Origin of the sequence: Ketobacter alkanivorans, assembly GCF_002863865.1 — a bacterium.
Classification (GTDB): Bacteria; Pseudomonadota; Gammaproteobacteria; order Pseudomonadales; family Ketobacteraceae; genus Ketobacter; species Ketobacter alkanivorans.
Window position 1 is genome coordinate 3480161 of sequence record NZ_CP022684.1, and the last position, 26997, is coordinate 3507157.

Below are 26997 nucleotides of genomic sequence, written 5' to 3' on the forward strand. Positions count from 1 at the left end.
GATTATGAGCCGTTCGGGGCATCCGTTTCAACGGGTGTGTGCGGATCATTACCCCATTCGGACCAAGAGCCGGGGTAAGCCTGAATGTTTTCAAAGCCGAGGATCTTGCCCAGCAGGTAGGTAAAACCGGAGCGATGGTGGCTTTGACAGTGAGTGACAATATGTTTGTCTGCACGGATGCCCAGAGCGGCAAGTTCCTGGCGTACTTCGTTGAGGTCGCGGATGCGCAGGCCATTGTGGCGATCCATGGCGCGAATCCATTCATAGTTAACCGCGCCGGGGATGTGGCCATTCTTGGCTGCGCCCTGTCGTATACCCAGGTATTCCTCGGGGAGCGGGCATCCCAAATCACGAAGTTGGGCAGATCCAATCGTTGCAGGATCTCATCTTTGGTCAGGGTGGGGCGGGGATCGATGGATACGCTGTATTCGCTGGGAGAAGGCACGTTCACGCCTTCCTCCAGTGGCCGTTGCTCCCCGGCCCAGGCGTGCAGTCCGCCATTGAGGTAGGAGTAGTGCGTGTGGCCCAGCACATCCAGAGTCCAGATCAGGCGTCCGGCCCAACCGCCGCCTTCATCGTCGTAGGCGATAACATGGGTGTCCGGGGTGAGCCCCAAGGCAGAAAATACGCTGGCCAGAACGGAGGCGTCCGGCAGCTTGCCGGGGCCGGGGGTACGGCCGCTCATCAGTTGGTTAAAGGGCAGGTACACTGCGCCGGGAATGTGCGCGCTGGCGTATTGCTCAGGGCGGCACAAGTCCACGATCAGCAGGTTGGGGTGGTTCAATAACGGTTCCAGGTCTGCCGGTTCAATCAGCAGTGGTAGATTCAGAGGCGTCATACTGCGTCCTTCGCTCGGGTCTGCGCCATTGTAACACTTTTATGTCTGATCCCAAGGTTCGGGCTCAGCCGTTAGCGGGTTTGGCCGCCGCTCGTTTGCCGCGGGCAATCAGGTGTTTGCTGCAGGAGGTGCAGGCGACTTTGAACACTTTATATTCTGATTCAGACAGGCCGATGCGGTCGTTCAAGCCTCTGTCGGCGTAGAACAGGCCGTACGCCCCTTTGTGGTTGAAGACAGACATCACGAAAAAGGTGTCGCTTTGGGAGGCCTGTTTGAAGCTGCCTGGTACTAAGCCGGTGGCCGGTGCCGGGCGATCGGGGCTGAGCCACAGCGCAGCCGGTTGCTTCAGAAGCTTGCTGAACAGGTTGCTGGGCTGCAGGCCTACAGAGCATTTTCTGAGCAGTGGGTAGTCTTCGCAGCCGGTTGCATAATAGGCGTCCAGGCTGTGCTTGCCGCGATTGTAGATGGCCACCATGACCCGCTTCAGGGGGGTGGTTTCTGCCAGGATGTCCACCACATAGCGGATGGATTCGTATTCCGTCGAGAAGTAGTCGGGCTCCAGCAGCAGCTTCTGTAACCGGGCTTCGAATTCCTGCTTTTTCTCATAAGACACAAAGCCGGGATGCGGTGCCGCTACCGGTTGGCTGGCCAGAGGCCTGGGAGCATTGAGAATGGCGTCGCGATCCAGATCCGCAGGCAGATGTTCGCTGTGCATGCCGATAGGCTTCGCGGTCTGTTTTGCTGGCCTGGCTTTGTTTTCTGGTGTGGCTGGGTTGGCCTCCACCCCGTACAGTTTTGCTATGGTTGTAGGCAGTTCTGCGGGCTTTACTCGCCGTGGTTGTCTTGGTTGCAGTGGCCACAGCAGGCCATTGGCGGCGGCCTGAATGCCCGGTAGTCGCCAGCGGTGGGCCGTGCTTATGGCCACCTCTTTGGCCAGGGTTTCAATGTGCTCCAGGGGCTGTTCCAGATAGGCCGCGATGACATCCAGACAGCGGCGGCTTTGGGGTGAATACCAGTCCCGCGCCACTTCCAACGCCAGGTTGTTACTGAGGGCGATGGGCAGGGCGGGTGTGTTTACCAGGCGGCCATCGGCTGTGCGATTGGGGATGGTGTAATGGGGATCCTGTTGATGGCGGCGAGCACAGCGCAGCAAAAAACGGGAGGAGGGCAGGTTGGCGCTGGATAACGCCGCTGCGATGCCTTCCGGGATATGCCAGCGCTTGGCCAGCGTCGTGGCTATTTGCTCGCGCGTGCAGCCCAATACCGCCAGCTCTGCTTCTGCCAGCGGCACCTGTTCACGGCGGAACAGGGTATCAATGATGTTCATCTCCTTGTGGGCGAAACGCCACAGGCACCAGGTAGGCACCCCATACAGCAAGGCTCCGATAAACATGGCATCGGGGCTGGCCTGATTGCGGAACTGCGCCCAGCTGGCGGCTTGCTCTGCGGCGTGCAGGCTGGTGCTGATGGCTTGAAAGTAGTGGTAGTCTCGCGGGTCTTTGGCATCGCCTTTAGTGGCCTTGAACTGACGCACAAGGATGGTGAGCTTGTCCAGACCCAGCATCGAGACACAATGATGGGGGTTGGCCAGCGTGCCTGCTGCGCGGTCACCGAACTGGCGGTTGCACTCACGTACCACATGCACTCGCATCACCGGATCACTGGCAACCACATCACCAATGGCGTTGAGTGAAGTATCGGGATCTTTCAACAGACGCCCTATCTTGCGGGCGCTGGCGGGCAGCACCGGAAGCAGGTGGTCGTCCAGAATGGTGATCCAGTTTTCCAGCCCTTTGGGTTGAAATGCGCTCGACATAGCCCGTGAGGTATCCCGTCAGTTGTTAAATCCTGCAAGCTGTCCTTAACTTTAAACTATAGACGTTGAAATGCTCTGTAGGTCATATGATTAAACTAGTTGGATTTTTAATCGTCATTGGCAGCGTGCTGGGAGGCTATGTGCTGTCCCATGGCGAGCTGATGACATTGTGGCAGCCTTTTGAATTGCTGATTATTGCAGGGTCAGCATTTGGGGCGTTTATTGTGGCCAATCCACTGCATGTGGTGGTGGATGTGTTCAAAACCGTGTGGCGCTCACTGCTGGGACACCATTACGGCCAGGCTATGTACATGGATTTACTGTCGCTGCTGTATGAGCTGTTCAACAAGGCTCGTCGTAATGGCTTGATGTCCATAGAGGAGGACGTAGAAGAGCCTGATCAGAGCGACATATTCGAGCGCTACCCGCGCATCACCGAAGAGCACCTGTTGCTGGAATTCATTTGCGACTACCTACGCATTATATCCTCAGGCAACCTGTCGGCGTTTGAGTTGGAAACCCTGATGGATCAGGATATCGAAACCAGCCTGCTGGAAGCCGAGCATCCGGCCCATGCTTTGGGCAGGGTGTCGGATGCCTTGCCGGGCTTCGGTATTGTGGCAGCCGTTATGGGTATCGTTATTACCATGAAATCATTGGGTGGGCCGCCGGGCGAGCTGGGCCTGCACGTGGCTGCCGCACTGGTGGGTACTTTCCTGGGGGTGCTACTGGCTTATGGTTTTGTGGGCCCCCTCAGTAACGCGCTGGAGCATGAAGCCAAGGAGCGTATCCAGGCGCTGTCTTGTGTCAAAACTGCGATCCTGGCCATGGTCAACGGCATTCCCCCTCAATTGGCGGTGGAGTTCGGGCGTAAGACCATTTTTTCCAGCGATCGCCCCTCGTTCTCGGCGCTTGAGGATCACCTGCGGGGCCGCTGATGGAATTCGATAATGGTAACAAGCCCATCGTCGTCCGCCGTATACGCAAAGTTCAGGGTGGCCACCACGGTGGTGCCTGGAAAGTAGCCTTTGCCGATTTCGCCACGGCCATGATGGCCTTCTTTTTAGTGCTGTGGCTGATGGAGGCCACAACCGTAGAAGAAAAAGCCGCCATTTCCGGTTACTTTTCCGATCCCACCGCATTCAGCGAAGGCGGCTCTCCTTATGTTATTGATCTGGGCGGCGGCCTGAAAGACGACCAATACTCAGGCGAATCCAATGTAGAAACCCCGGACACTAAAATTCAGGACAAGGGCGTAGTGCTCACCGAAGAAACGGTGCAGGATCTGGCCGCGCAAATTGAAAGCCGTAAATTTCAGGAGCTGAAGAAAACCCTGGAAACCCGCATCCAGGAGGACGCAAACCTGCGCAAGTATCGGGATCAGATCATCATGGAAGTCACCAAAGATGGCCTGCAAATTCAGATCGTCGATGCCAAGTCCCGCCCCATGTTCGATAGCGGCAGCGATGAAATCAAACCCTACATGAATGAAATTCTGCAGGCCTTGGCGGGAACCATTGCCAATGTGCCCAATGGCCTCAGTATTACTGGCCACACCGACGCCCAGGCCTTTACCGACCGCAGCGATTATTCCAATTGGGAGCTGTCGGCGGATCGTGCCAACGCTGCACGGCGGGCGCTGCAGAAAAACGGTGTTGCAGAAAAGCAATTAACCCAGGTGGTGGGGCTGGCGTCCTCCATGCTGTACGACAAAACGGATCCGGAAAACCCCATTAACCGCCGCATCAGTTTACTGGTTATGAGCGAGCGTACCGAAGCAAAACTGAAAGCCCAGCAGCAGGGTAAGCCGTTGCCGGTGGATCAGGAGTTCCCATCACCCCAGCCGGAGGCAGCGGTGCCGGATGAGGCCACCGAATTTGAAGCCTTCGACCGCCTGCGCAAAACCATGTCCCGCAAATCGGCCCAAGGGGCAGAACCCGTTCGGGATGAACCGGTCCGTGATGAGTTGTTTTGAATAATAAAAAGCCCCTGCCGAGTATTGTGACCAACGGCAGAGGCTTTTTTAACCTACCGGCAATGAAACCATTAATCGTTTATTTGGCGCTACGCTTTCGTACCCATATACCGGCAATACCCAGCGCAGTCAAAAACACCGAAGCGGGTTCTGGTACAGGCACGCTTGCTGCCTCGATGCTGTCCAGTTGATAACGTATTTTTCGACCTATCCCGTCGGAGTTGGAAAACATGAATTCCATCAAATTGCTGCTGCCTGGCGCGCCCAAGGGGAGGTCGTCTTCTACAAACGAGTTGTAGCCATTAACAAACACAAAAGAGAACCCGGTGAGGCTCCAGTCGCCGATGGTCAGGCTGGATAAATTGGTAGCAGGGTTGCTGCCGGAGGAATAACCCAGCAATACATCCAGCAAAGCCGGCACGCCGGTGGGCGACACGTTGTTGCCAACCAAACCATAGCCGGAGTCGGCTGTTACGGAAGATCCGCCAACAACCATATCGATGTCAGAAAACGCGTCCTGGTAGGCAGTGAAAGATGCATTGTTGTAACCTGGCACTGGCACAGACCCTACTTCTGTCGCTTCGTTTTCGTAGGTGAAACTGCCACTCAGGGCCGTGCTGCCTGAAAAGATGGTTCCAGCGGAAACCCATGTGTTGTTATCGGTGTATTCCCCCAACCCGGCCCGTTACCGTGGCGAAGTCAGGCGGATAAACTCTACATTTTACTGCTGCCAAGATCAATATACGTACAGTAACGTAAGTAGCTCAGTCATGGCTTCTGCGCCAAACCATCATTGAGCGTTCAGCAAGGCTTCCCGAATGGCAAAATAGTTATTGAAGCGCTGTGGGTTAACGTCGCCCCGTTCCACCGCTGCCAGCAGGGCGCAGCCGGGTTCTTTTTGGTGTTTGCAATCACGGAACTTGCACTCAAAGCGCCAGGGCTCGAAATCCTGAAAGCCATCGATCACCTTGTCCGGGTCTAGGTGCCACAGGCCAAATTCACGGATGCCGGGGGAATCGATAAGATCGCCCCCCGTGGGGAAGTGAAACAGGCGGGCGTTGGTGGTGGTGTGTCGCCCCAGTTTGGAGTTTTCCGACAGTTCGCCCACTTTGGCGTTCACGCCGGGCATCAGGCCGTTTACCAGTGAGGATTTACCCACGCCGGACTGCCCCACGAACACCGAAGTGTGCTGATCCAGTTGTTCTTTCAGCTCCTCCAGTCCCTGCTCCGTTTTGGCCGAACACTCCCAAACGTCATAGCCAATGTCGCGGTAGACTTTGAGCAAATCGTCCAGCATGGCCTCGTTCATGTCGGTGATGAGGTCGGTTTTGTTGAGCAGTATTTTGATGTTGAGCTGTTGCAGTTCGGCAGCCACCAAATAGCGATCAATGAGGACGCCTGAGGGGGCTGGCTCGGGGGTGATGACCAGCACCATAAAATCGATGTTGGCCGCTACCGGTTTCAGGTTGCCGCGTGGGTCAGGGCGGGATAGCAGCGAACCGCGGGGGAGCACGGTTTCTATGACGCCATACCCGGATTTCCCCTGTCGCATGACAACCTTGTCGCCAGCCACGATAGCGCCGACATTGGCGCGGAAATGGCACTGGGCGGTTTGGTTAGGGCTGGAATGAGGCTCTACCTCCACGAAGGTGCCGAAGTGGCTTACCACCAGGCCTTCCTCCTCATCACCCAACTCGTCGGAATCGCCCACTTCGTTGACTTTTTTGGTCAAGCGGGCCGCTTTTTCTTCCTGCACTTTCTGGATGCGCCAGGATTGGCGACGGGTGAGTTTGCGTTTGCTCATTAGGGCCTTTGCGGTCAGAATTCGGTTCTTGCGCTATTCTACGTTAATACCCGTAGGGCACAACTTATTAGGTACTGAAGGATTATTCATGACCACTGATCGTAAAAACAATCTTATTTGGCTGGATCTCGAAATGACCGGGTTAGACCCCGATAGCGACGTCATCATCGAAATTGCCACCATTGTCACCGATGCTGACCTCAATATCCTGGCCGAGGGGCCGGTGTTTGCGGTGCACCAGAGTGATGGCACCCTGGCCAAAATGGATGAGTGGTGTACCAATCAGCATGGCAAGTCCGGTCTGACCGAGCGGGTGCGCGCCAGTGAGGTGAACGAGCAGCAGGCGGAGCAGGCCACCATCGAATTTCTGTCGCAATGGGTGGATGATCGTGCCTCCCCCATGTGTGGCAACAGCATCTGTCAGGATCGCCGCTTTTTGTACCGCTATATGCCCAAGCTGGAGGCGTTTTTCCACTATCGCAACCTGGATGTCAGTACCTTGAAAGAGCTGGCGCGGCGTTGGAAACCGGATGCGCTGGAGGGCTTCAAAAAGTCCGCCACCCATCTTGCGCTGGATGATATTCGAGAGTCCATCGCCGAACTGAAACATTACCGTCAGACGTTTATTCAGTCTTAGCCGCACCCGTGTGCTGGGTCAGTGCCCAGCACACATGCTCCCGCACCAGCTCCGATTCGTGATGGGCCCTTGCTTGCAGGGCCGCAATAACGTCCGGCGTGGAGGGTGCATTACCCAAACCCACCGCTAAATTGCGCAGCCAGCGTTGGTAGCCGATACGGCGAATCGCTGAACCTTCGGTATTGCGCAGATAAGTCTCCTCATCCCACATAAACAGCTCCACCAGCGTGCGATCCTGCAACTGATGGCGGGGTTTAAAGTCGTCTTCCTGGGTGAACTTGGCAAAGCGGTTCCAGGGGCATACCAATTGGCAGTCATCACAGCCGAATACCCGGTTGCCCATAGGCTTGCGCAGTGCTTCGGGGATGGGGCCATGCAGCTCAATGGTGAGATAGGATATGCATTTGCGGGAATCCAGCCGGTAAGGCGCGACAATGGCCTGGGTGGGGCAGATGTCGATGCAGGCGCTGCATTTTCCGCAATGGGCGGACACCGGTTCGTCCACCGGCAAGGGGATGTCCACGTAGATCTCCCCAAGAAAAAACCACGACCCGGCAGAGCGATCCAGTAGCAGTGTGTGTTTGCCGATCCAGCCCAGCCCGGCTTTTTCTGCCAAAGCCTTTTCCAGCACCGGGGCGCTGTCCACAAAGGCGCGATAGCCATAGTGGCCGATGGCGTCTTCCACCCGCTTGCCCAGCTGGGTCAAGCGCTTGCGAATCAGCTTGTGGTAGTCGCGGCCCAATGTGTAGCGGCTGATGAACGCCTTGGAGGCATCGTTCAGCACCTCAACTATTTGTGTATCCGGCGGCAAGTAATCCATGCGCGCACTGATCACACGCACCGTGCCCGGTTGCAGCTCGTCCGGGCGGCTGCGCTTGGTGCCGTGGCGGGCCATGTAATTCATCTCGCCGTGAAACCCGGCGGCCAACCAGTTTTGCAAGTGCTCTTCATGCTCATTCAGAGCGACATCGGCAATGGCAATCTGCTGGAACCCCAGTTCTTGTCCCCATTGCTTGATATTGTTGGCGAGTTCCTGGTAATTCAAATTACAGCCTGCGTCATAAGAAAGAGTGTGCGCTTGTGGTATAAGAAGGCTCTCAGACAGCACACAGAAATAATGCAGGGAGCCGCCCATGACCAGTGCAACATCGAAGCAGTATACCAGCGAATTGCCTTCTGCCCTGTATCGGGCGGATCAAGTGCGTGAATTGGATCGACTCGCCATTCAAGAGCACGGTATCCCCGGTTTTGATTTGATGAGTCGGGCCGGGCAGGCGGCGTTTGACTTGCTGCGGGATCGTTGGCCGCAGGCTCGTCGTGTGTGTATTTTTTGCGGCGTGGGCAATAACGGCGGCGATGGCTACGTGATCGCGGCGTTGGCAGAAAAGGCCGGCTTCGAGGCTCATGTGGTGCAGGTGGGTGATGTCACAAGAACCCAGGGCGATGCGCTGACCGCGCTGCAACGGGCAGAGGGCGAGGGTGCATCGTTTCAAGCCTTTGACCCGAATCTGTCGGATGGTGCGAATGGGGCCGATATCATTGTCGATGCTTTGTTGGGGACAGGTTTGAGTGGCGAGGTTCGGGGTGATTATGCCCAGGCCATCGACGTGATCAATAGGAGCGGTTGTCCGGTGCTGGCGGTGGATATCCCCTCCGGGCTTTGCTCTGATAGCGGAAGGGTGCTGGGGCATGCGGTAAAAGCGGATTGCAGCATCAGTTTTATCGGTCTTAAGCAGGGGTTGCTGACCGGGCAGGCGCCCGACTACGTGGGTGATTTATATTTTGCCGACTTGCAGGTGCCTGCTGCCGTGGTGGAGCCAATGCCCCCCAGCGCCATACTCATCAACAACGCCCGTATTCGAGAGTGGCTGCCGCCCCGTTCCCGTCTTTCCCACAAGGGAAATAATGGTCATGTATTGGTTATTGGCGGTGATCTGGGGATGGGGGGCGCTGCCGCCATGGCCGCCGAGGCGGCAGGGCGCTCCGGGGCTGGCTTGATTTCGGTGATCACGCGGCCGCAACACATTAGTGCAATCCTGTCACGTCGCCCCGAATGCATGGTGCTCGGGGTCGAAGTGGGGGAGGACATCAGCGCTCAGCTGAACAATGTCGACGTATTGGTGGTTGGCCCCGGTATAGGCCAGGGCGCCTGGGGTCAGTCTTTGTTGCGACAGGCACTGGCTACGGATCTGCCCATGGTGCTGGACGCGGATGCCCTTAACCTGCTGGCCAGCGGACAACCTTGTGATGACGCCACCGCCGCCAGGACAGGTCGTGGTAATTGGGTGCTAACCCCTCATCCGGGTGAAGCCGCTCGCCTGATGAGTGACACCATCGATGCGGTCCTGCGGGATCGGTACGCCGCTGTGCGGGGGCTGCAACAGCAATACGGTGGTGCGGTGGTACTTAAAGGCGCAGGCAGTCTGATTGCCAGCGATGCCGGGCGCACCTGGGTGTGTCGATCCGGGAACCCAGGCATGGCCACCGGGGGGATGGGGGATGTGCTCAGCGGCGTTATCGGTGGATTGTTGGCACAGGGCCTGAGTGTGGAGCAGGCGGCCGCTGCCGGGGTGCAGGTGCATGCCGCCGCTGGCGATCTTGCCACTGGTCAGACGGAGCACACTGACGAAGAATATTCGCAGGTTCACGCTCCTCTTGGGCAGCGGGGCTTGCTGGCCACCGACCTAATGCCCTATATTCGCCGCCTGGTGAATCCTTGCTGACTGGCACAGTCTTCTAACCACAGGCATGTTTATGGACACGACCTTCTCTCTATCTGACGAATCCGCCACCCTGAAACTGGGTCAACAGCTGGCCGTGCAGTTGCGGGCGGGTGGCGTGTTGTACTTGCAGGGGGATCTGGGCGCAGGCAAAACCACTCTCAGTCGAGGCATTATCCAATCTTTAGGGCATTCAGGCGCGGTTAAGAGTCCCACCTATACATTGGTTGAACCCTATGAATTGCCGGGGTTGCGGGTGTTTCACTTCGACCTGTATCGCCTGGCCGACCCGGAAGAGCTAGAATTTATCGGCATACGAGACTATTTCGACCCGGGCACAGTCTGCATCATTGAGTGGCCCGATCGCGGTGGGGACATGATTCCGCCACCGGACCTTGTTCTCAGGCTCGAAAAGCAAGGCAACGGGCGTCTGGCCAGCCTTGTTGCCAACTCAGCAGCAGGCCAAACAATGTTAGGTCGATTAACGAAAATTTGACCAAACGGCAAAAAAAGCCTAAAAAGTCAGATGGGGAAACTGTTTTGTGTTCATGAGGTTAGAGAAGGGTTTGAAAAAGTCATTGAAGAAACTGCTGCAAGCAACCGTAGTGCTTGGGATCATACTGGCGACACCCCTGTCGCTGGCAGCAGAGAAGATCAGCAGTGTGCGGGTGTGGAATGCCCCCGATAACACCCGGATCGTCTTCGATCTCACTGGGCCCGTCTCACATCACCTGTTTACTTTAGAGGCACCTAACCGGGTCGTCATTGATATTCCAAACGCCGATAAATCCAAAGCCCTGGATTTGGTGGATTTCAAGGGTGGGCCCCTGGTCAATGTGCGCAGTGCTGCCCAGTCCAATGGCGATCTGCGGGTGGTGCTGGATCTGGATCGCAAACTCAACCCCAAAAGTTTTTTGCTCAAGCCCAGTGAACAGTATGGTCACCGTCTGGTGATCGATCTGGAGAACACAGGTCCTGGCAATGCAGTGGCCGCGGTGTCCGCGCCAGCGGCGACCGCCAAGCCAGCCAGCGTGAGCCAGCCCAAATCCTACAGCAGCATCAAAGGCGGCCGCGATATCGTGGTGGCAATCGACGCCGGGCACGGTGGTGAAGATCCCGGTGCCATTGGTGCCAAAGGCACTCGTGAAAAAGACGTCGTACTGCAAATTGCCCGTCGTATCTATAACGTCTTACAGGTCGAAAAAGGCATCAAGCCAGTGTTGATTCGCACCGGTGATTATTTCATCCCGCTTGCAGCGCGCAGGGAAGCTGCCCGGCGCAAGCACAATGCCGATCTGTTTGTATCCATTCACGCCGATGCCTTTGATAACCGTAAAGCGCGTGGCGCTTCTGTGTTCGCATTGTCCCGTAGCGGTGCCACCAGTACCCTGGCGCGGGTGTTGGCGGAAAAAGAAAACCAGTCCGATGCCATAGGCGGTGTCAACATCAACAATGCCGACGAGATGGTGGCCTCGGTCATTTACGATTTGGCGATGGAAGGCAGTATGGAGCACAGCATCAAAGTGGGCTCCATCGTGTTGCGGGAGATGGGCGGGGTTACCCACCTGCACAAGAAACACCTGGAGCAGGCGGGGTTTGCGGTACTAAAGTCACCCGACATCCCTTCCATTCTGGTGGAAACCGGCTTCATCTCCAACCCAACGGAAGAGCGTAACCTGCGTTCCACCGATCATCAGGTCAAGCTGTCGCGGGCCATTGGTCGCGGCATCATCACTTACTTCGATCAGCACCCCCCGCCGGGCACCTACTTTGCTGCCCTTAAAGAGCAGCGCGATGCCCTGAAGCATCGCATTGCCAGTGGTGAGACACTGTCCGGTATTGCCCAACGTTACCGGGTGGATCTGGCGGCCCTGATGCAGCATAACCGCCTATCCAATACCGATGTGATCAGGGTAGGGCAGGTGTTGAGTATACCCAATACCTGAGCAGCTTTTTGCTGTACATTACGCAGCTACCGCTTTGTTCTATTTGTCTTATGATCTTAGGGTTTCTCATTGGCCAGAATTAATCGTCTCTCTACTCGGCTTTCCAACCAGATCGCTGCCGGTGAAGTGGTTGAGCGTCCTGCTTCCGTTGTAAAAGAGTTGTTGGAAAACAGTCTTGATGCGGGCTCCACCCGCCTGGATGTGGAGGTAGAGCAGGGCGGTGTAAAGCTCATCCGCGTGCGCGATAACGGAGTGGGGGTGGATAAGGACGATTTACCGCTCACCATTGCCCGTCATGCCACCAGTAAGATTCACGACCTTGATGACTTGGAGGGCGTTGCCACTTTAGGTTTTCGTGGCGAGGCCCTGGCCAGTATCAGCTCCGTAGCACGGCTGAACCTTACCTCCAGCCCTGATGAAACCGGTGCTGGCTGGTGCGTGCAGGCGGAAGGGCGCGACATGGAGGCCGTGTTGGTGCCCGCTGCTCATCCACAGGGCACCACCGTAGAAGTGCGGGATCTGTTCTTTAATACCCCCGCCCGGCGTAAGTTTCTGCGTACCGAGAAAACCGAATTCAGCCATCTGGAAGAGGTCATCAAGCGGCTGGCCCTTAGTCATTTCCAGGTAGGTTTTAATCTGCGCCACAATCAACGGGTGGTGCACGCCCTAAAACCCGCCTACACCGAGCCAGAGCAAGATCGCCGGGTGGCCAGTTTGTGCGGCCCCAGCTTTATTGAAAACGCGGTGCGCCTCGACACCCAGGTGGGGGAGCTGCGTCTATGGGGGTGGTTGGGGTTGCCCACCTTCTCACGCAGTCAGGCGGATCTGCAATATTTCTTTGTCAATGGTCGCAGCGTGAAAGATCGAGTGGTGAATCATGCAGTACGCCAAGCCTACAAAGATGTTATGTACCACGGTCGCCATGCCGCCTTTGTACTGTACCTTGAACTGGATCCAACCTGGGTCGACGTCAACGTGCACCCCACCAAGCATGAGGTGCGGTTTCGCGAGAGCCGTCAAGTACACGATTTTCTGTTCCGCTCCCTGCACCGAGCCATTGCCGAGTTAACCCCCGCTGACATGCAGCAGCCCGCCGTTCAGAGCAACCCTGTACCGGCGTCCGCCATTGGTTTTGGCGACATCACCCGTCCGGGCTTAACTGCGCCACCATCGGCACCCGTAACCGGTCAGCAGGCAGGGGAGTTTCGGGAGCAGGGCCGCCTGCATTTATTCAATCAACCTGCTGAGCGTCCTTCCATGGTGGCGGAAACCATGCAGGCCTACGCCGGTTTTCATCCGTCCGCTGCTGCACCTGATCCGGTCATGCCCGATCACAACCCCGAAGAGATGCCGCCGCTGGGGTTTGCGATTGCACAGCTTCACGGCATTTACATCCTGTCCCAGAATCAACATGGTTTGGTGGTGGTGGACATGCATGCCGCCCACGAGCGCATTACCTATGAACGCTTAAAAACCAGTTGGCAGGAAGAAAAAGTCCGCTCTCAGCCCCTGTTGGTGCCACTGAGCATGGCGGTCAGCAGCCGCGAGGCAGATTTTGCCGATGAGCACAGTATCGCCCTTGAAAAACTGGGCTTTGTGATTCAGCGTATGGGGCCGGAAACCTTGCTGGTGCGAGAAATCCCCATCCTGCTGCGCAGTGCCGATGTCGAAACCCTGATGCGAGATCTGTTGTCGGACATCATCACCCACGGCAGCAGTGATCGCATTGAGCATTCCATCAATGAACTGCTCTCTACCATGGCCTGTCATGGCTCGGTGCGCGCCAATCGAAAGCTCACCCTGCCAGAAATGAATGGCTTGCTGCGGGACATGGAAATCACCGAACGCAGCGGCCAGTGTAATCACGGTCGCCCAACCTGGACTCAAATGTCGCTGGCGGAATTGGATAAACTGTTCCTGCGGGGCCGTTAAATGAAGACTGTCAGCAAACCCTGGTGCATCTTTTTGATGGGCCCCACCGCCTCAGGTAAAACGGCGTTGGCGGTGGATCTGGTGCAACGCTTCCCCATGGACATCATCAGTGTTGATTCCGCGCTGATCTATAAAGGCATGAACATCGGCACCGCCAAACCGGACGCCGAAACCCTGGTCAAAGCCCCCCATCGCCTGATCGACTTTCTTGACCCGTCGGAGAGTTATTCTGCCGCCGATTTTCGCACCGATGCGCTCCGTGAAATGGCCGATATTACCGCCCGTGGGCGCATTCCGCTGCTGGTAGGGGGCACGATGCTCTACTTCAAGGTGCTGCGGGAAGGCATTGCCAGCCTGCCGTCTGCCGACGATGCAATCCGTCGGCAGCTATTGCAGGAGGCCGCCGAACAAGGCTGGCCCAGCTTGCACACAGAGTTGGCAAAGGTAGATCCAGACTCCGCAGCCCGCTTAAACCCCAATGATGCCCAGCGTATACAGCGGGCGCTTGAGGTGTTCCGCAGCACCGGCATCCCCCTCAGCGAATGGCATCGCCGCCAAAAACAAGGAGGGGACGGTACCTGGGGTGGCAACGCTGAAGATTTCCCTTATCAGTCTGTCAATCTGGCGGTTTGCCCCCAGGATCGAGCCGTGCTGCATCGGCGCATAGCCGATCGCTTTCATCAGATGTTAATCGAGGGCTTTTACGATGAAGTGAAAGCCCTGTATCATCGCGGCGACTTACATTCCGACATGCCATCCATGCGGGCTGTGGGGTATAGGCAGGTATGGGATTGTCTGGACGGCAAATTGAGCTACGCTGAAATGGAAGAGCGGGGGATCATCGCTACCCGTCAGCTGGCCAAGCGTCAGATAACATGGCTTCGCAGTTGGAAGGATCTGCATTGGTTGGATAGCCCTGATCCAAAATTGTTGGAAAAGGTCTTGAAAATTTTGCCTGCGGACGACATGCTATCGTAGCCGACGATCTCTCTATCTATGTGAATCGTGATTTATTTTTGATCTTTTAGCCCGATTTTGGGCCAACACAAGGAGACTTTTATGTCTAAAGGGCACTCTCTACAAGACCCTTTTTTGAACGCCCTGCGCAAGGAACGAATTCCAGTATCCATATTTCTGGTTAATGGTATCAAGCTGCAAGGTCAAGTCGAATCTTTTGACCAATATGTGGTTTTACTGCGTAACACCGTTAATCAAATGGTCTACAAACACGCCATTTCCACCGTTGTACCGGCCCGCAATCCTCGTGCTCATGGCACAAACGATCGCCCCGGCCAGGAAAACGGCGGCAATTCTGAGCAATAAACTGGCAGAGTGGCTTTGGCCTGCGTCGCAAGCGACAGCTGAATCGGCTACGCAGGCCCGTCTCACTGATTCCGGCTGTGTTTGAATTGGTAGCAATCCGCTAAATGGAATCGCTTTTTGACCGTCCCCAAAGTGGTGAACGGGCCGTCCTTGTTCACATCGAATTTCCCAAAGAATTCGATGGCGAAGACCTTCAGGAATTTGAAATGCTGGTGGATTCCGCCGGTGCCCAGCGTCTGGGGGTGCTTAAGGGGTCGCGTCCGGCACCGAATTCCCGATTATTTATTGGTACCGGTAAAGTAGAAGAGCTGGCCGGGTTGGTTGCTGAATTCGAAGCCGATCTGGTGATCTTCAACCATTCCTTGAATCCATCCCAAGAGCGCAATCTTGAACGCGAGCTCAAATGTCGCGTGCTGGATCGCACGGGGCTGATTCTCGATATTTTTGCGCAGCGTGCGCGCACCCACGAGGGTAAGTTGCAGGTTGAGCTGGCTCAGCTTGAGCACCTTTCCACCCGATTGGTGCGTGGCTGGACTCACCTGGAGCGCCAAAAGGGCGGTATCGGCTTGCGTGGCCCCGGCGAAACCCAGTTGGAAACGGATCGGCGCTTGTTGCGGGCCCGTGTAAAGTATATTCAGCAGCGTCTGCAGAAAGTGCGTAAGCAGCGGGATCAAGGACGCCGCGCCCGTAAGCGTGCGGACGTACCCACGGTATCCCTGGTGGGTTACACCAATGCCGGGAAATCCACACTGTTTAATCGCCTTACTGCATCTGATGTGTATGCAGCAGACCAGCTCTTTGCTACCCTCGACCCCACATTGCGGCGCATTGATGTGTCAGATCTTGGCCCGGTTATTCTGGCAGATACAGTGGGGTTTATTCGTCATCTTCCCCATAAACTGGTGGAGGCGTTTCGTGCCACGCTGGAAGAAAGCCGCGAGTCTGATTTTCTGTTGCATGTGGTTGATGCCTGCTCCGAAGAGCGGGAAGACAATATATTTCAGGTTAATGAAGTGCTGCATGAGATTGGTGCCGATACTGTGCCGTTTCTCATGGTCTATAACAAAATTGACCTGATGGGCGACTACGCTCCTCGCATTGAACGAGATGACGAGGGGGTGCCTGTGGCGGTTTGGTTGTCAGCGCGCACAGGTGCAGGGATGACAGAACTGTTACAAGCCTTGAATGAGCGGCTGGGTAAGCGCATGGTGGAGGGTACCTTGTGTTTGGCACCCGAGCTATCAGCAGTGCGGGCCCATTGTTACGGGTTAAAGGCTGTACAGGCAGAGTCGGCTGACGAGCAGGGCAACGCGTTGCTTGATATTCGTATGCCGCAAAAGGCATGGGAGCAGATGGTAAAACGCTTTGAGTTGAACCGTGAAAACCTGGAACAAAGCTTGTCGGGGTTGCGAAATTCGACCCATTCGGAATAATAACCCTATTATAACGTTTTGAGATGCAATAACATTTCCCCCCAGCATAGAAAACAGCGGAGCATAGTATGGCTTGGAATGAGCCCGGTGGCGGGCGTAATCAGGATCCATGGCGAGGCCGGGATGGCCGCGGCCAGTCGGAACTGGACGATGTGATCAAAAAACTGCAAGACCGATTCGGCGGTATGCTGGGTGGTGGTCAGAACAACGATAGCGGCGGTTTCGGCCTGTTATTGCTGATTCTGGGCGTTGTCTTCGTGTTGTGGCTGGTGGCCGGTTTGTATCGGGTCGAACAGGCCGAAGAAGCATTGGTGCTGCGTTTCGGCAAATACCATGATACCGTCAGTGCCGGTCTACACTGGAACCCATGGGGCATCGATACTGTACAGAAAGTGGACGTAAACCAGCGTGAAACCATGCCGGTGCGCGCCACGATGCTCACCGAAGACCAGAACATTGTGGATTTGGATCTGCAGGTTCAGTTCGTGGTCACGGATTCCAGAGCCTATTTCCTCGAATCCAGTGCGCCCATCGACACCTTGCGTAATGCGGTGGAATCCGCACTGCGTCACGTGGTGGGTGGCAGCGAAATGGATCGGGTGCTGACCGACGGCCGTGAAGCCATCGCCGTAGAAGTGCATCAGCGCCTGCAGGAATATCTGGATCGTTATAAAACCGGTCTCACCATTGATAAGCTGAACATCGAAGATGCACATCCTCCCAAGGAAGTGAAAGCCGCCTTCGATGATGTTATCAAAGCACGGGAAGACGAAGAGCGCGTTAAGAATGAAGCGGAAGCCTACGCCAACCAAATCGTGCCAGAGGCGCGTGGTGAAGCGCAGCGCATGATCGAGGAGGCCAACGCTTACAAGGCCGAGATCGTGGAGCGATCCAAAGGTCAGGCCAACCGCTTTGAAAGGCTTTATGCCGAGTACAAGCTGGCACCGGAAGTGACCCGTCGCCGTATGTACATCGACACCATGGAAAGCGTGCTCAGCAACACGTCCAAGGTTCTGGTGGACGTGGATGGGGGCAATAGCATGATGTACCTCCCTATCGATAAAATCCTGGAAGGTCGACGTACAGAAGCGAAGTCCATTGTTGTAGAAGCTGATTCTACTCAGCAAAGCAAGGGTGCGACCAAAAAAGCCTCCGACTCCGTTCGTGGCTTGGAGCGAATTCGTCAGGCCCGTGAAACACGCTGGGAGAATCGCTAATGAATAACAAAAGTATGACAGTCTTACTGCTGATCGCAGTGGTTGCCCTGGTTACCGGTAGCGCCATATTCACCGTGAAAGAAAGTGAGCGTGGCGTATTGCTGAAATTTGGTGAAGTGGTGAGAGATGATCTGCAGCCAGGGATCCAGTTCAAAATACCTTTTATACATGAGCCGCGCCTGTTTGATGGCCGTATTCGCGTACTGGAAATGCGTCAGGAAGAGTATCTGACCCAGGAGAAGAAGCGTCTGATCGTGGATTCATACGTGATGTGGCGTATCAAAGACATCAAGCAGTTTTATATTGCCACCGGCGGCGGCCTTGAGACTCGTGTGCGGCTGCTGTTGGCCCCCCGTGTGAACGAAGGCCTGCGTAATCAGTTTGGTGCGCGTACTGTGTATGAAGTTGTGGCCGGTGAGCGGGAAGAGCTGGTGGTGGATTTGGCCAAGGCCATTGACGACCAAGCTCAGGAAGCCCTGGGTATTGATGTGGTGGAGATTCGGGTCAAGCGTATCGAGCTGCCTTCCAGTGCCAGTGCCTCGGTATACGACCGGATGCGTGCCGAGCGTGAACGTGAAGCTCGTAGCCATCGTGCTCGCGGTGCCGAGCTGGCAGAAGGTATCAGTGCTGCTGCCGATCGTGAGCGTACCGAGATCCTGGCTGGTGCCTATCGTCAAGCGGAAGAGCTACGGGGTGCAGGCGATGCGGAAGCAGCGTCAATCTATGCCAGCGCCTATCAGAAAGATCCTGAATTCTATAGCTTTTATCGCAGCATGGATGCCTACAAAGATGTCTTTAACAGCAAGAACGACCTGATCGTCGTGCAGCCTGATGGAGAGTTCTTCCGATTTATGAAGAGCGAGTAGGTAAAAAGGGGCCGAAAGGTTTAACTCGGCCCCTCGATGCGTGTTATCATAAGGAAACCGGGGCGATCCCCCGGTTTTTTTGTGGGCTAAATCAGGCCCCAAAACCTAAATCATGACGTACAACGACTCAAACAGAGTAATAGAGGACAACGGCGAACGCTTTATGGCCACAGCAGATCGATGGTTGTTACCCGATGGGATCGATGAAATCCTGCCCCCACAGGCGGCGAAACTGGAACAGTTGCGTCGGGACTTGCTGGATCTTTATAAAAGCTGGGGTTACGAGCAGGTGTTTCCCCCTCTGGTTGAGTATCTCGAATCCCTACTGACAGGTGCGGGCAATGATCTGGCCCTGCAGACCTTCAAACTGACCGATCAGCTCACCGGCCGCCTAATGGGCGTGCGTGCTGATATGACCACCCAAGTGGCGCGCATTGATGCCCATACCCTCAATCGAGAAGGTGTGACTCGCCTGTGTTATGCAGGCCACGTGTTGCATGCCAAACCCGAAAGCCTGGCGGCCAGTCGCAGCCTGATCCAGATCGGTGCCGAAATCTATGGTCATGGTGGCATCGCCAGTGACATCGAAGTGATCGGTCTGATGCTGGAAACCCTGCGTCGCGGTGGTTGTTGCGAATTGCATCTGGATCTGGGGCATGTGGCCATTTATCGTGCGCTGGCGGCAGAAGCCGGTCTGAGTGGCGATCTGGAATGGCAGTTGTTTGAAATTTTCCAGCGTAAGGCGGTTCCCGAGCTGGAGGCCTTCTTGGCAAAACAGGTAAGTGATCCGGATCTGGCGGTTATGCTGCGCCAGTTGGTAACGTTGGCGGGCGATCGATCGGTATTGGCGAAAGCGGCCAGCGTATTGGCCAAGGCACCGCAGGCTGTGCAGTCAGCCCTGGCGGATCTGGAGCAGATCGCCGATCAGCTTGTTGCCAGTTATCCCGATGTGAAATTGTATTTTGATCTGGGCGAGTTGCGTGGTTATCACTACCATACTGGCCCGGTGTTCAGTGCCTATGTCCCTGATATGGGCCAGGCTATCGCCAATGGTGGTCGTTATGATCACATCGGTGAAGTGTTTGGGCGTGCGCGTCCGGCCACGGGCTTTAGTACCGATCTGGCGGCGTTGGTGCGTCGTGTGACCTCCTCCGTGGCCAGTAAGAAAATTTTTGCACCCGTTGCCGGTTCAGTTGCTGATCAGGCAAGTTTGCAGGAGGCAGTGCAGCAGTTGCGGGCTTCCGGCCAGGTGGTGATTCAGTCGTTAGGCGCCGGGCAAACCGCTCAGTCGCAAGGCTGTGATCAGCAGTTGAGCTTATCCAGCTCCGGTTGGGTCGCAGTAGCCGTTTCCGATTCTTAATCTGTTCTTGATAGAGACAAATAGTAATGGGCAAGAGTGTCGTTATTCTGGGTACCCAGTGGGGTGATGAAGGTAAGGGTAAAATCGTTGATCTGTTGACCGATCGCGTTGCCTGTGTCGTGCGTTTTCAAGGCGGTCACAATGCCGGTCACACTCTGGTGATTGATGGCGTAAAAACTGCGCTGCATTTGATTCCGTCTGGCATCCTGCGTGACAACGTAAAATGCCTGATTGGTAATGGTGTGGTGTTAGCGCCGGATGCCTTGTTGAAAGAAATGGCCATGCTGGAAGAGCGTGGAGTGCCAGTACGTGAACGTCTGCGTTTGAGCCCAGCCTGCCCGCTGATCCTGCCATATCACGTTGCTTTGGATAAAGCGCGGGAAGTGGCCCGTGGCAAAGCGGCCATCGGCACCACCGGGCGTGGCATAGGGCCAGCCTATGAGGATAAAGTTGCCCGTCGCGGCCTGCGTCTGGGTGATATTTTTCATCGTGAGCGTTTTGCGTCCAAGTTGGGTGAGGTGTTGGACTACCACAACTTCACGCTTAAGCATTACTACAAATCAGAGACACTGGATTTTCAAAAGCTGCTGGATGAAACCCTTGAAATGGGTGAGCAGTTGAAGCCCATGGTGGCCGATGTAACTGAAATTTTGCATCAACATCGCATCGCTGGTGACAACATCATGTTCGAAGGTGCCCAGGGCACGCTGCTGGACATTGATCACGGTACGTATCCGTTTGTTACCTCCTCCAATACCAGCGCCGGCGGCACGGCGACCGGTTCCGGCTATGGCCCGCTGTACCTGGATTACGTGTTGGGTATTACCAAGGCGTATACCACACGAGTAGGCTCAGGCCCGTTCCCCACAGAGTTGTTCGATGAAGTGGGCGATCATCTGCGTGAGAAAGGCCATGAGTTTGGCACTACCACCGGCCGCACTCGCCGTTGTGGCTGGTTCGATGCCGTTGCGCTGCGCCGGGCTATGCAGATCAACTCCGTTTCCGGGTTGTGCCTCACCAAACTGGATGTGCTGGATGGCTTGGATGTTATTCGTATCTGCGTTGGATACGAAGATGGAGCCGGTAACAAGATCGAAGCGTTCCCGGTAGATGCAGCCGACTATGATGGCATTCAGCCCATTTACGAAGACGTACCCGGTTGGAGTGAATCCACCTTCGGTATCAAAAACTATGATGAGCTGCCTGCCAATGCGATTGCCTATGTGAAGAAGCTGGAAGCCGCCGTCGGCGCCCCGATTGACATTGTTTCTACCGGGCCTGATCGTGTTGAGACCATCATTCTGCGCAATCCGTTTACTGATTAGTCAATACTAAACCGTTGAAGAAGCCCCGTTATCGGGGCTTTTTTTATGGGCTGGCGTGGCCTTGGTTAGGGCTGTGATCATCGCCCTGTACATGGGCCTGAAACACTACGCTGACTTTTGCATGTTGGCGAATAACTCTTTCCGTTAGCTCCGTCGCGTTGTCTGTTTCCCCTTCCCGTAACGCCTCTTCCAGCTGCCCTGCAGCCTTCATTAACCTCTGGGCGCTCAGGTTGCCAGCCACACTTTTCAATGTATGCGCTCCTTGGGATGCTGCGGCATAATCATTGTTGGCGAGGCCGGTACGGATCTGGGCAACCAGATCCTGGCTGTTGTTCAGAAACATGTCGATAAGCGTGTTAAGGCGTTCGGGCTTGTTGCGTACCCGTTTCAGGGCTTCGGCCTTATCCCAGAGAGCGTTCGAGCTTGTTGGCTGTGGTGCGCTGGTGGCCGACAGCGCACCCGGTGCGTCGCCGTTCAGCCAGATCGTGAGTTTTTTATACAGCTCGTCAATGTTGATGGGCTTGCTCATGTAGTCGCTCATGCCAGCTTCAAGACATTTTTCCCGGTCGCCTGCCATGGCATTGGCAGTCATGGCGACGATGGGGATCTGCTGATAACGCTTACCGGCAACCCCACTGCGAATTTGCCGACTGGCGTCATAGCCATCCAGTATCGGCATCTGACAGTCCATCAGGATCAGTGTGTAAGGGAATCGGCTTTCAGCGTTTTGCAGTAGCTCGATCGCTTCTTTGCCGTTGTTGGCCATTTCGCAATGCAGGTCAAACTCTTCCAACATGCCTTGCACCACGTTCTGATTGATGGGGTTGTCTTCTACCAGAAGCAGGCGACAGTGCTGGGGCCAGATGGTGTCCTGGCGTTGATCTGGACGTAGGCTTTTCAGGTAGTGCTGGGTAACCAGGGGCGTCGCCTGGGCTAAGGCTTCGCCATCTTCCAACAGCACCGCCAAAGCATGAAGCAGATCGGAAAGAGTGGTGGGTTTAGGGAAATAGCCGTTGAAACCGAGCTGGGCCAGTCGATGGGCATCACCCCGATTGCCGATAGACGTCATCATGATCAGTTTGGTTGGGTTGAATTTCGGGTTGCTGCGGATGCGTTGTCCCAGCTCGGTACCGGTCATATTGGGCATCAGCATATCGATAAAAACGACGGCATAGCCTGACTCATCCTGCTCCGCTTGCCTGGCCTCCATCAGTTCAAGTGCTTGCTCACCGTCGTTGGCCAGTTGTACCTGTGCGCCCCACAATTGCAGTTGCCGCTTCAGCACCTCGCGATTCGTGGCATTGTCGTCCACCACCAGCATGGGTACGTTCTGCACATTGATACTGGGTACGAGCGCCTGGGATAGCTGGCTGGGCTGCAGCATTACTTTGAAGTGGAATTGGCTGCCTTGGTGTTCTGTACTGTTTACTTGGATGGTGCCGTTCATTAGCTGACACAGTTGAGTGACGATGGCCAGCCCCAGCCCTGTGCCACCAAAGCGACGGGTGGTGGAAGCGTCCACTTGAGTAAAGGAGCCGAAAATATGCTCGATGCGATCCTGGGGAATGCCAATGCCGGTATCGCTCACGATGCATTCGAACTGGTATTGATAGTCGGGTGTGGTGTGCAGGGAGGCTTGGATAACAATTTCACCATGCTCGGTAAATTTGATGGAGTTGCTGACCAAGTTGGCGATGATCTGGCGCAGCCGCCCTGGGTCGCCTTTTACCATGCTGTGCTCTATACCGACTACATCGAGTATCAGCTCTAATCCCTTTTCATGGGCGCGAGGTGCCATGGATTCGGCAAACTCGCCCAGCATGGCGCCGAGATCAAAGTCGATGATATCAATCTCCAGACGGCCTGCCTCGATTTTGGAAAAATCCAGAATGTCGTTGATGATCACCAGTAAGGATTCGGCGCTGCTCATGGCCAGGCGCGCCTGATGCTGTTGATCGGCATCGAGTTTAGTACGCATTAACAGGCCCAGCATGCCCAGAACCCCATTCATGGGGGTGCGGATTTCGTGGCTCATGGTGGCCAGAAACTCGCTTTTGATTCTGGCGGCGCTTTCTGCCACATCTTTGGCTTGGCGTAATTCATGCTGTACGGCTTTTTGATCGGTAATATCCGTACGAATGGCCATATAGCGGTCGATATTGCCGGTGTCATCCCGCAATGGAGCAATGGTGGTGGCCACCCAATAAAGGTGGCCATTTTTGGCACGGTTACAGATCTCAGCGTTCCAGATATTGCCTTTGGATATGGTCAGATACATTTCACGAAAAAAGGATTGCGGGTGGAAGCCTGAATTCAAAATACGGTGATTGCTGCCGATCAGTTCTGCTGCGCTGTAACCGCTGACCTCCTCGAACTTGCTGTTAACATAAAGGATCGTGCCGCGAATATCGGTTATGGCAACAATGGCGTGGTGTGACACGGCACGCTGCTGCATGCTCAGCTCGGTCAATGCATTACGGGTTGCCGTTTCGCTGTCTTTTATGCGGCCTTCGTAACGCTCTCGGGCTTTTATCATTAAATTAAAATTGTCGGCGAGGTTGCCAATTTCGTTGCGGCTTTTTATGGCCACCGGGTTAACGTGGTTGTTGTGAGTAAAGGCTTCCACGGCATCATTGAGTTTGGCCAATGGAAGCGATATGTGGCCTGCCAGATAGGTTGCACAGAGGGTGATGGCCACAGTGGATAACAGCAGCAGTATGACATCCAATTGCGCCAGCCACGTGATTGAGGCGAATGCGGTATCGCGCTTTATTTCACTGATCAGTGCCCAGGTTACGTTGCCGATGTTGACGGTGTTGTATTGTCCGATGACCTCTTCACCTTTGGGGTTGAGGTAGCGGGACATTACCGGCGAAGACTGAAGTGCTTGGCTGTGTGATTCTCCATGAGCGTTCTGCCATGCGCTAAAGATATCTGTATGTATGGCCGTGTTTAATACTTCGGATTCGCGGTTGCCAAATTGCGAACGTAATAAGCCATCTTCCCCCACCAGGTAGTGGTTAATGTCGTATTCCCGTTGATGCAGTAGCAGCTGGTTAATTCTTTCCAGTCTGACTTGTAGCGCAAATGCACCTTTGGTGTGGCCTTCCTGGTCCAGCAGGGGGGTCACCAAAAAACCGCTCAACATATTGGCTGAAGGAGCGTAACGCTCGTAATCTGAAAAGATTGGTTCGTTGGTCTCGAGCGCCTGTATAAAGGCATGGGCGAAACGAGTGTCTTTATGCGGGCCGTTAATCAGGTTGGTGCCCAGATCTGTTTCCATCACCACGGTAAACAGAATATTGCCGTCGGTATCGATAAGAAATAGATCATACATATAGTCGTAGGCTGCCAGCAGGTTTATCAAATCGAGCCTGCGGGACTGGGCCAGCTGTTGCCATTCGTCACTCTTGATGAACTCTGCCAGGCTTTTGCCGCTGGAGCGGAAGCTGGTTTCCAGGGTATTGATCAGTGTGATGTTGGTGGGGTTGTTAGCCTGTAGATCCAGATCCATCCAGCGGTAATCGAACCAGGCGTTTATAAAGCGAATTTTCTCGGCAGCGGTTTGAGATAGCTCGGCATGGGCTGCCTCCTGTAAGCTGGATCTGGCCTGCTGATAGCTGATCACTGCCACCAGAATCAATGGCAGCAGGCCAACGGTAAGGAACCAGCCTACCAGCTGTTTGCGAATGGCGCCTGTGTTCCTGCCGCTCATGGTGTTACGGGAATCCTTGTCTGGGGCCTGTTGTGCGCGATCTGGGTGCTTACCTCTAAGAATAGTCCAGCTGGTGGGAGCTGTGGCAGATAGAAACATTGATACAAATAGTATGATTTGTATCAATGTTTCTATCTGCCATTCCCCTAGGATGGGTAGGGTATTAGCAACAGGAGACTATCCATGTCAGTCAGTAATTCTGTAGAAGTGGTTGTAAAACAGAAGGCGATCACCAGAGAAGACCTTCAAAGTCGCTTGGAAGATATGTCCAAACGTGTGCTGGATTCGAGGGTGGGATTGTATGGCCCTGAATCCATGTCTTGGCGGGTGAACCGTCATACCTCTGTCATGATGGGCGCGGGTTGCGCCAACCTGTTGCAATTGGCTCACCCCTGGGTATCCCAGGCTATTGATCAGCACTCCCAGACCCAGACAGATCCCCTGGGTCGTTTACGCCGCACGTTTTTGAACGTTCATGCCATGGTGTTTGGCAGCCTGGATCAGGTGCTGGATTCCGCCATCAAAGTGCATAACATTCACGCCAAAATCACCGGTCAGGTGAGTGAAAGCGCGGGTAAGACCAAAAAGGGCAGTGCTTATTTTGCCAATCAGGTAGGCGCGATGCTGTGGGTACACGCTACGTTGTGGGTGACCGGGTTGCGTGTGTATGAATTGTTTCACCAGCCGCTCACCGCTGACGAAAAAGAGCAGTACTATCAGGAATCCAAAATGTTTGCCTTTCTGTTTGGCATTCCTGAATCGGCTATGCCAGAAACCTGGGGTGATTTTTTGGCGTATTACAACGACGTAGTGAATTCCGATGAGCTGGCAGTAGGTGAGGTTGGCAGGCAATTGGTGGAATACATCTTCAGCATGAAGTGGTATCTGAAACCGTTGTTAAATCGCCACAAAATGCATACCGCAATGTTGTTGCCGGATCGGCTGCGTGAGGATTTTGGCTTTCCCGAGATAACAGTAAATATGCAACGAAGCTTCGACTTTGATATAACCTTTGCCCGCAGGTTCTTTAATGTCGCACCACAATCGGTTAAGTATTTGCCGCCTTATATTGAAGCAACCCAACGCATTCAGGGTGAAAAAGCGGGCCCAGTTACCCGTATGACGAACCGTGTGATTTATGGTCAGCCGTTGCTGGTGTCCTAGCGGCAGGTACTCTGATAGCTAAATTGATCGACTCTTGTGTGTGGCCGGCGGTGTATACCTCCGGCCTTTTTTGAGGTTGAATTTCGTGTAAGCCCTTAGGCCCGAAGGCCTGCCGCTACACACCGCATTCAGGCGGGTTGTTGACGCATAATTTCAATGACGCCTTGTTCCAGCATGGTGAGCCCCGAGCGACGGCCCACTGCGAGGGCTTCCTCCTGGCTTTTGCCTTCATGCCAATATTCTTTCAGTGTTATCAGTGCACCCACACGGTTGGCGCTACGGCAGTGGATCAGCACAGGGTGATTGCTGCAGTCGTCCATTATCTCTGCCAACTGTTTTGCTGCATCACGGGTGAGATCCTGTGGGCCACGAATGGGGATGTTTATATAGGTCATCCCCAATTGAGCGACGGCTTCCGGCTCGCTGGGTGGGGTTTCTTCCACAGGGCACAGATTGATAACGGTTTTGATGCCTTTTTGGGCGGCGTCCTTTAAATCCTGTTCGCTGGGCAAGCCACACGCCAGGGTATCGGGGTTGGGGCTGCATAAATTCGGGACGTTGATTGGGTGGTCGTTCAGCATGGGGAATCCTCAGGATTTTCCGCAGAAGTGTTGATGCAGTAGCGCGACGATATCCATGGCAGGACCCTCTGCCACCGAATAATAGATGGTCTGAGCTTGGCGTCGAGTGCTTACCAAGCCCTGCTTGCGCAGTACTGCCAAATGCTGTGACAGTGCCGACTGAGAAAGGGCCAGCTCCTCATTCAGCTCGCTTACGCAGTGTTCCCCTTGAGACAGGGCGCACATGATCATCAGCCGGTTAGGGTTGGACAGCGCCTGCATCAGCTTGGCGGCATCCTGTGCGTGGTGTCGTAATTCTTCTAGATTGGCAATAGTCATATCGGTATTTGCTATATTAGTTGTAGC

22 protein-coding genes and 1 pseudogene are annotated in these 26997 nt (G+C 55.0%); 15 read left to right on the plus strand and 8 right to left on the minus strand.

Going from position 1 to position 26997, the window contains the following annotated elements:
* Positions 1 to 2 precede the first annotated feature (2 nt).
* Both Kalk_RS14890 and Kalk_RS14895 read right to left on the minus strand, forming a co-directional pair.
* Positions 3 to 838, minus strand: a pseudogene (locus Kalk_RS14890) (sulfurtransferase).
* A 64-nt stretch (positions 839 to 902) separates the two neighbouring features.
* Positions 903 to 2654, minus strand: a complete 1752-nt coding sequence (locus Kalk_RS14895) for an HDOD domain-containing protein (protein ID WP_101895000.1) — start codon at positions 2652 to 2654, stop codon at positions 903 to 905.
* 86 nt (positions 2655 to 2740) lie between these two features.
* Between Kalk_RS14895 and motA the strand changes: the two genes are divergently transcribed.
* Together motA and motB are read left to right on the plus strand one after the other, a co-directional pair.
* The gene (gene motA, locus Kalk_RS14900) at positions 2741 to 3592 is read left to right on the plus strand and encodes a flagellar motor stator protein MotA (protein WP_101895001.1); all 852 of its coding nucleotides are present in this window, start codon (positions 2741 to 2743) and stop codon (positions 3590 to 3592) included.
* Positions 3592 to 4629 (plus strand): flagellar motor protein MotB, encoded by a 1038-nt coding sequence (gene motB / locus Kalk_RS14905; protein ID WP_101895002.1) that lies wholly within the window; start codon positions 3592 to 3594, stop codon positions 4627 to 4629. The genes motA and motB overlap by 1 nt, the downstream gene beginning before the upstream one ends.
* Positions 4630 to 4708: 79 nt before the next feature.
* On the opposite strand, the gene Kalk_RS14910 is transcribed toward motB, so the two are convergent.
* A complete protein-coding gene (locus tag Kalk_RS14910) occupies positions 4709 to 5305 on the minus strand; it encodes a PEP-CTERM sorting domain-containing protein (RefSeq protein ID WP_101895003.1) in 597 nt (198 codons plus the stop codon).
* A gap of 114 nt (positions 5306 to 5419) precedes the next feature.
* Positions 5420 to 6433: a small ribosomal subunit biogenesis GTPase RsgA gene (gene rsgA / locus Kalk_RS14915; RefSeq protein WP_101895004.1), complete on the minus strand. Its 1014-nt coding sequence runs from the start codon at positions 6431 to 6433 to the stop codon at positions 5420 to 5422.
* Positions 6434 to 6521: 88 nt separating this feature from the next.
* Between rsgA and orn the strand changes: the two genes are divergently transcribed.
* Positions 6522 to 7070, plus strand: coding sequence for an oligoribonuclease (gene orn, locus Kalk_RS14920; RefSeq protein WP_101895005.1), 549 nt, complete (start codon positions 6522 to 6524; stop codon positions 7068 to 7070).
* Here the strand turns inward: orn and queG are convergent.
* On the minus strand, positions 7057 to 8115 hold the full coding sequence (gene queG, locus Kalk_RS14925) for a tRNA epoxyqueuosine(34) reductase QueG (RefSeq protein WP_233716659.1): 1059 nt from the start codon (positions 8113 to 8115) through the stop codon (positions 7057 to 7059). The genes orn and queG overlap by 14 nt on opposite strands.
* Positions 8116 to 8203: 88 nt before the next feature.
* On the opposite strand from queG, the gene Kalk_RS14930 reads away from it, so the two are divergent.
* The 11 genes from Kalk_RS14930 to Kalk_RS14980 all read left to right on the plus strand — a co-directional run bounded on the left by Kalk_RS14930 (position 8204) and on the right by Kalk_RS14980 (position 21192).
* Positions 8204 to 9793 carry an NAD(P)H-hydrate dehydratase gene (locus Kalk_RS14930; protein WP_101895007.1) on the plus strand — a complete coding sequence of 530 codons (1590 nt, stop codon included), beginning with the start codon at positions 8204 to 8206 and terminating at the stop codon, positions 9791 to 9793.
* 31 nt (positions 9794 to 9824) lie between these two features.
* Positions 9825 to 10286 carry a tRNA (adenosine(37)-N6)-threonylcarbamoyltransferase complex ATPase subunit type 1 TsaE gene (gene tsaE, locus Kalk_RS14935; RefSeq protein ID WP_101895008.1) on the plus strand — a complete coding sequence of 154 codons (462 nt, stop codon included), beginning with the start codon at positions 9825 to 9827 and terminating at the stop codon, positions 10284 to 10286.
* Positions 10287 to 10338: 52 nt separating this feature from the next.
* Complete coding sequence (locus Kalk_RS14940) at positions 10339 to 11736, plus strand: N-acetylmuramoyl-L-alanine amidase (protein ID WP_101895009.1); 1398 nt, start codon at positions 10339 to 10341, stop codon at positions 11734 to 11736.
* A gap of 69 nt (positions 11737 to 11805) precedes the next feature.
* Positions 11806 to 13668 (plus strand): DNA mismatch repair endonuclease MutL, encoded by a 1863-nt coding sequence (gene mutL, locus Kalk_RS14945; RefSeq protein WP_101895010.1) that lies wholly within the window; start codon positions 11806 to 11808, stop codon positions 13666 to 13668.
* Positions 13669 to 14646 (plus strand): tRNA (adenosine(37)-N6)-dimethylallyltransferase MiaA, encoded by a 978-nt coding sequence (gene miaA, locus Kalk_RS14950; protein ID WP_101895011.1) that lies wholly within the window; start codon positions 13669 to 13671, stop codon positions 14644 to 14646. It begins immediately after the preceding gene.
* Positions 14647 to 14727: 81 nt separating this feature from the next.
* Entirely contained in the window at positions 14728 to 14991 is a 264-nt protein-coding gene (gene hfq / locus Kalk_RS14955; RefSeq protein ID WP_101895012.1) for an RNA chaperone Hfq, read from the plus strand.
* A 104-nt stretch (positions 14992 to 15095) separates the two neighbouring features.
* Complete coding sequence (gene hflX, locus Kalk_RS14960; protein ID WP_101895013.1) at positions 15096 to 16424, plus strand: ribosome rescue GTPase HflX; 1329 nt, start codon at positions 15096 to 15098, stop codon at positions 16422 to 16424.
* A gap of 68 nt (positions 16425 to 16492) precedes the next feature.
* A complete protein-coding gene (gene hflK / locus Kalk_RS14965; RefSeq protein WP_101895014.1) occupies positions 16493 to 17641 on the plus strand; it encodes an FtsH protease activity modulator HflK in 1149 nt (382 codons plus the stop codon).
* A complete protein-coding gene (hflC, locus tag Kalk_RS14970) occupies positions 17641 to 18507 on the plus strand; it encodes a protease modulator HflC (RefSeq protein WP_101895015.1) in 867 nt (288 codons plus the stop codon). The genes hflK and hflC overlap by 1 nt, the downstream gene beginning before the upstream one ends.
* Positions 18508 to 18670: 163 nt before the next feature.
* Positions 18671 to 19867 (plus strand): ATP phosphoribosyltransferase regulatory subunit, encoded by a 1197-nt coding sequence (locus Kalk_RS14975; RefSeq protein WP_101895016.1) that lies wholly within the window; start codon positions 18671 to 18673, stop codon positions 19865 to 19867.
* Between the two features lie 26 nt (positions 19868 to 19893).
* Complete coding sequence (locus Kalk_RS14980) at positions 19894 to 21192, plus strand: adenylosuccinate synthase (RefSeq protein ID WP_101895017.1); 1299 nt, start codon at positions 19894 to 19896, stop codon at positions 21190 to 21192.
* 43 nt (positions 21193 to 21235) lie between these two features.
* On the opposite strand, the gene Kalk_RS14985 is transcribed toward Kalk_RS14980, so the two are convergent.
* Positions 21236 to 24907: a response regulator gene (locus tag Kalk_RS14985; protein WP_158643515.1), complete on the minus strand. Its 3672-nt coding sequence runs from the start codon at positions 24905 to 24907 to the stop codon at positions 21236 to 21238.
* A 183-nt stretch (positions 24908 to 25090) separates the two neighbouring features.
* Between Kalk_RS14985 and Kalk_RS14990 the strand changes: the two genes are divergently transcribed.
* Positions 25091 to 26071 (plus strand): oxygenase MpaB family protein, encoded by a 981-nt coding sequence (locus tag Kalk_RS14990; RefSeq protein ID WP_101895019.1) that lies wholly within the window; start codon positions 25091 to 25093, stop codon positions 26069 to 26071.
* Positions 26072 to 26199: 128 nt separating this feature from the next.
* Here Kalk_RS14990 and Kalk_RS14995 read toward each other — a convergent pair whose 3' ends face one another.
* Positions 26200 to 26652, minus strand: a complete 453-nt coding sequence (locus Kalk_RS14995; protein ID WP_101895020.1) for a beta-lactamase hydrolase domain-containing protein — start codon at positions 26650 to 26652, stop codon at positions 26200 to 26202.
* A 9-nt stretch (positions 26653 to 26661) separates the two neighbouring features.
* Positions 26662 to 26970: an ArsR/SmtB family transcription factor gene (locus Kalk_RS15000; RefSeq protein ID WP_101895021.1), complete on the minus strand. Its 309-nt coding sequence runs from the start codon at positions 26968 to 26970 to the stop codon at positions 26662 to 26664.
* Positions 26971 to 26997 lie beyond the last annotated feature (27 nt).

What these genes read in the sequence shown, in the direction of transcription:
- Kalk_RS14990 (WP_101895019.1), top strand. Translation starts at nt 25,091, where the DNA reads ATGTCAGTCAGTAATTCTGTAGAAGTGGTTGTAAAACAGAAGGCGATC.
- tsaE (WP_101895008.1), top strand. Translation starts at nt 9,825, where the DNA reads ATGGACACGACCTTCTCTCTATCTGACGAATCCGCCACCCTGAAACTG.
- miaA (WP_101895011.1), top strand. Translation starts at nt 13,669, where the DNA reads ATGAAGACTGTCAGCAAACCCTGGTGCATCTTTTTGATGGGCCCCACC.
- Kalk_RS14995 (WP_101895020.1), bottom strand. Translation starts at nt 26,652, where the DNA reads ATGCTGAACGACCACCCAATCAACGTCCCGAATTTATGCAGCCCCAAC.
- Kalk_RS14975 (WP_101895016.1), top strand. Translation starts at nt 18,671, where the DNA reads ATGGCCACAGCAGATCGATGGTTGTTACCCGATGGGATCGATGAAATC.
- hfq (WP_101895012.1), top strand. Translation starts at nt 14,728, where the DNA reads ATGTCTAAAGGGCACTCTCTACAAGACCCTTTTTTGAACGCCCTGCGC.
- hflX (WP_101895013.1), top strand. Translation starts at nt 15,096, where the DNA reads ATGGAATCGCTTTTTGACCGTCCCCAAAGTGGTGAACGGGCCGTCCTT.
- Kalk_RS14940 (WP_101895009.1), top strand. Translation starts at nt 10,339, where the DNA reads ATGAGGTTAGAGAAGGGTTTGAAAAAGTCATTGAAGAAACTGCTGCAA.
- motB (WP_101895002.1), top strand. Translation starts at nt 3,592, where the DNA reads ATGGAATTCGATAATGGTAACAAGCCCATCGTCGTCCGCCGTATACGC.
- motA (WP_101895001.1), top strand. Translation starts at nt 2,741, where the DNA reads ATGATTAAACTAGTTGGATTTTTAATCGTCATTGGCAGCGTGCTGGGA.
- Kalk_RS14895 (WP_101895000.1), bottom strand. Translation starts at nt 2,654, where the DNA reads ATGTCGAGCGCATTTCAACCCAAAGGGCTGGAAAACTGGATCACCATT.
- Kalk_RS14930 (WP_101895007.1), top strand. Translation starts at nt 8,204, where the DNA reads ATGACCAGTGCAACATCGAAGCAGTATACCAGCGAATTGCCTTCTGCC.
- Kalk_RS14985 (WP_158643515.1), bottom strand. Translation starts at nt 24,907, where the DNA reads ATGAGCGGCAGGAACACAGGCGCCATTCGCAAACAGCTGGTAGGCTGG.
- hflC (WP_101895015.1), top strand. Translation starts at nt 17,641, where the DNA reads ATGAATAACAAAAGTATGACAGTCTTACTGCTGATCGCAGTGGTTGCC.
- rsgA (WP_101895004.1), bottom strand. Translation starts at nt 6,433, where the DNA reads ATGAGCAAACGCAAACTCACCCGTCGCCAATCCTGGCGCATCCAGAAA.
- Kalk_RS15000 (WP_101895021.1), bottom strand. Translation starts at nt 26,970, where the DNA reads ATGACTATTGCCAATCTAGAAGAATTACGACACCACGCACAGGATGCC.
- Kalk_RS14980 (WP_101895017.1), top strand. Translation starts at nt 19,894, where the DNA reads ATGGGCAAGAGTGTCGTTATTCTGGGTACCCAGTGGGGTGATGAAGGT.
- hflK (WP_101895014.1), top strand. Translation starts at nt 16,493, where the DNA reads ATGGCTTGGAATGAGCCCGGTGGCGGGCGTAATCAGGATCCATGGCGA.
- orn (WP_101895005.1), top strand. Translation starts at nt 6,522, where the DNA reads ATGACCACTGATCGTAAAAACAATCTTATTTGGCTGGATCTCGAAATG.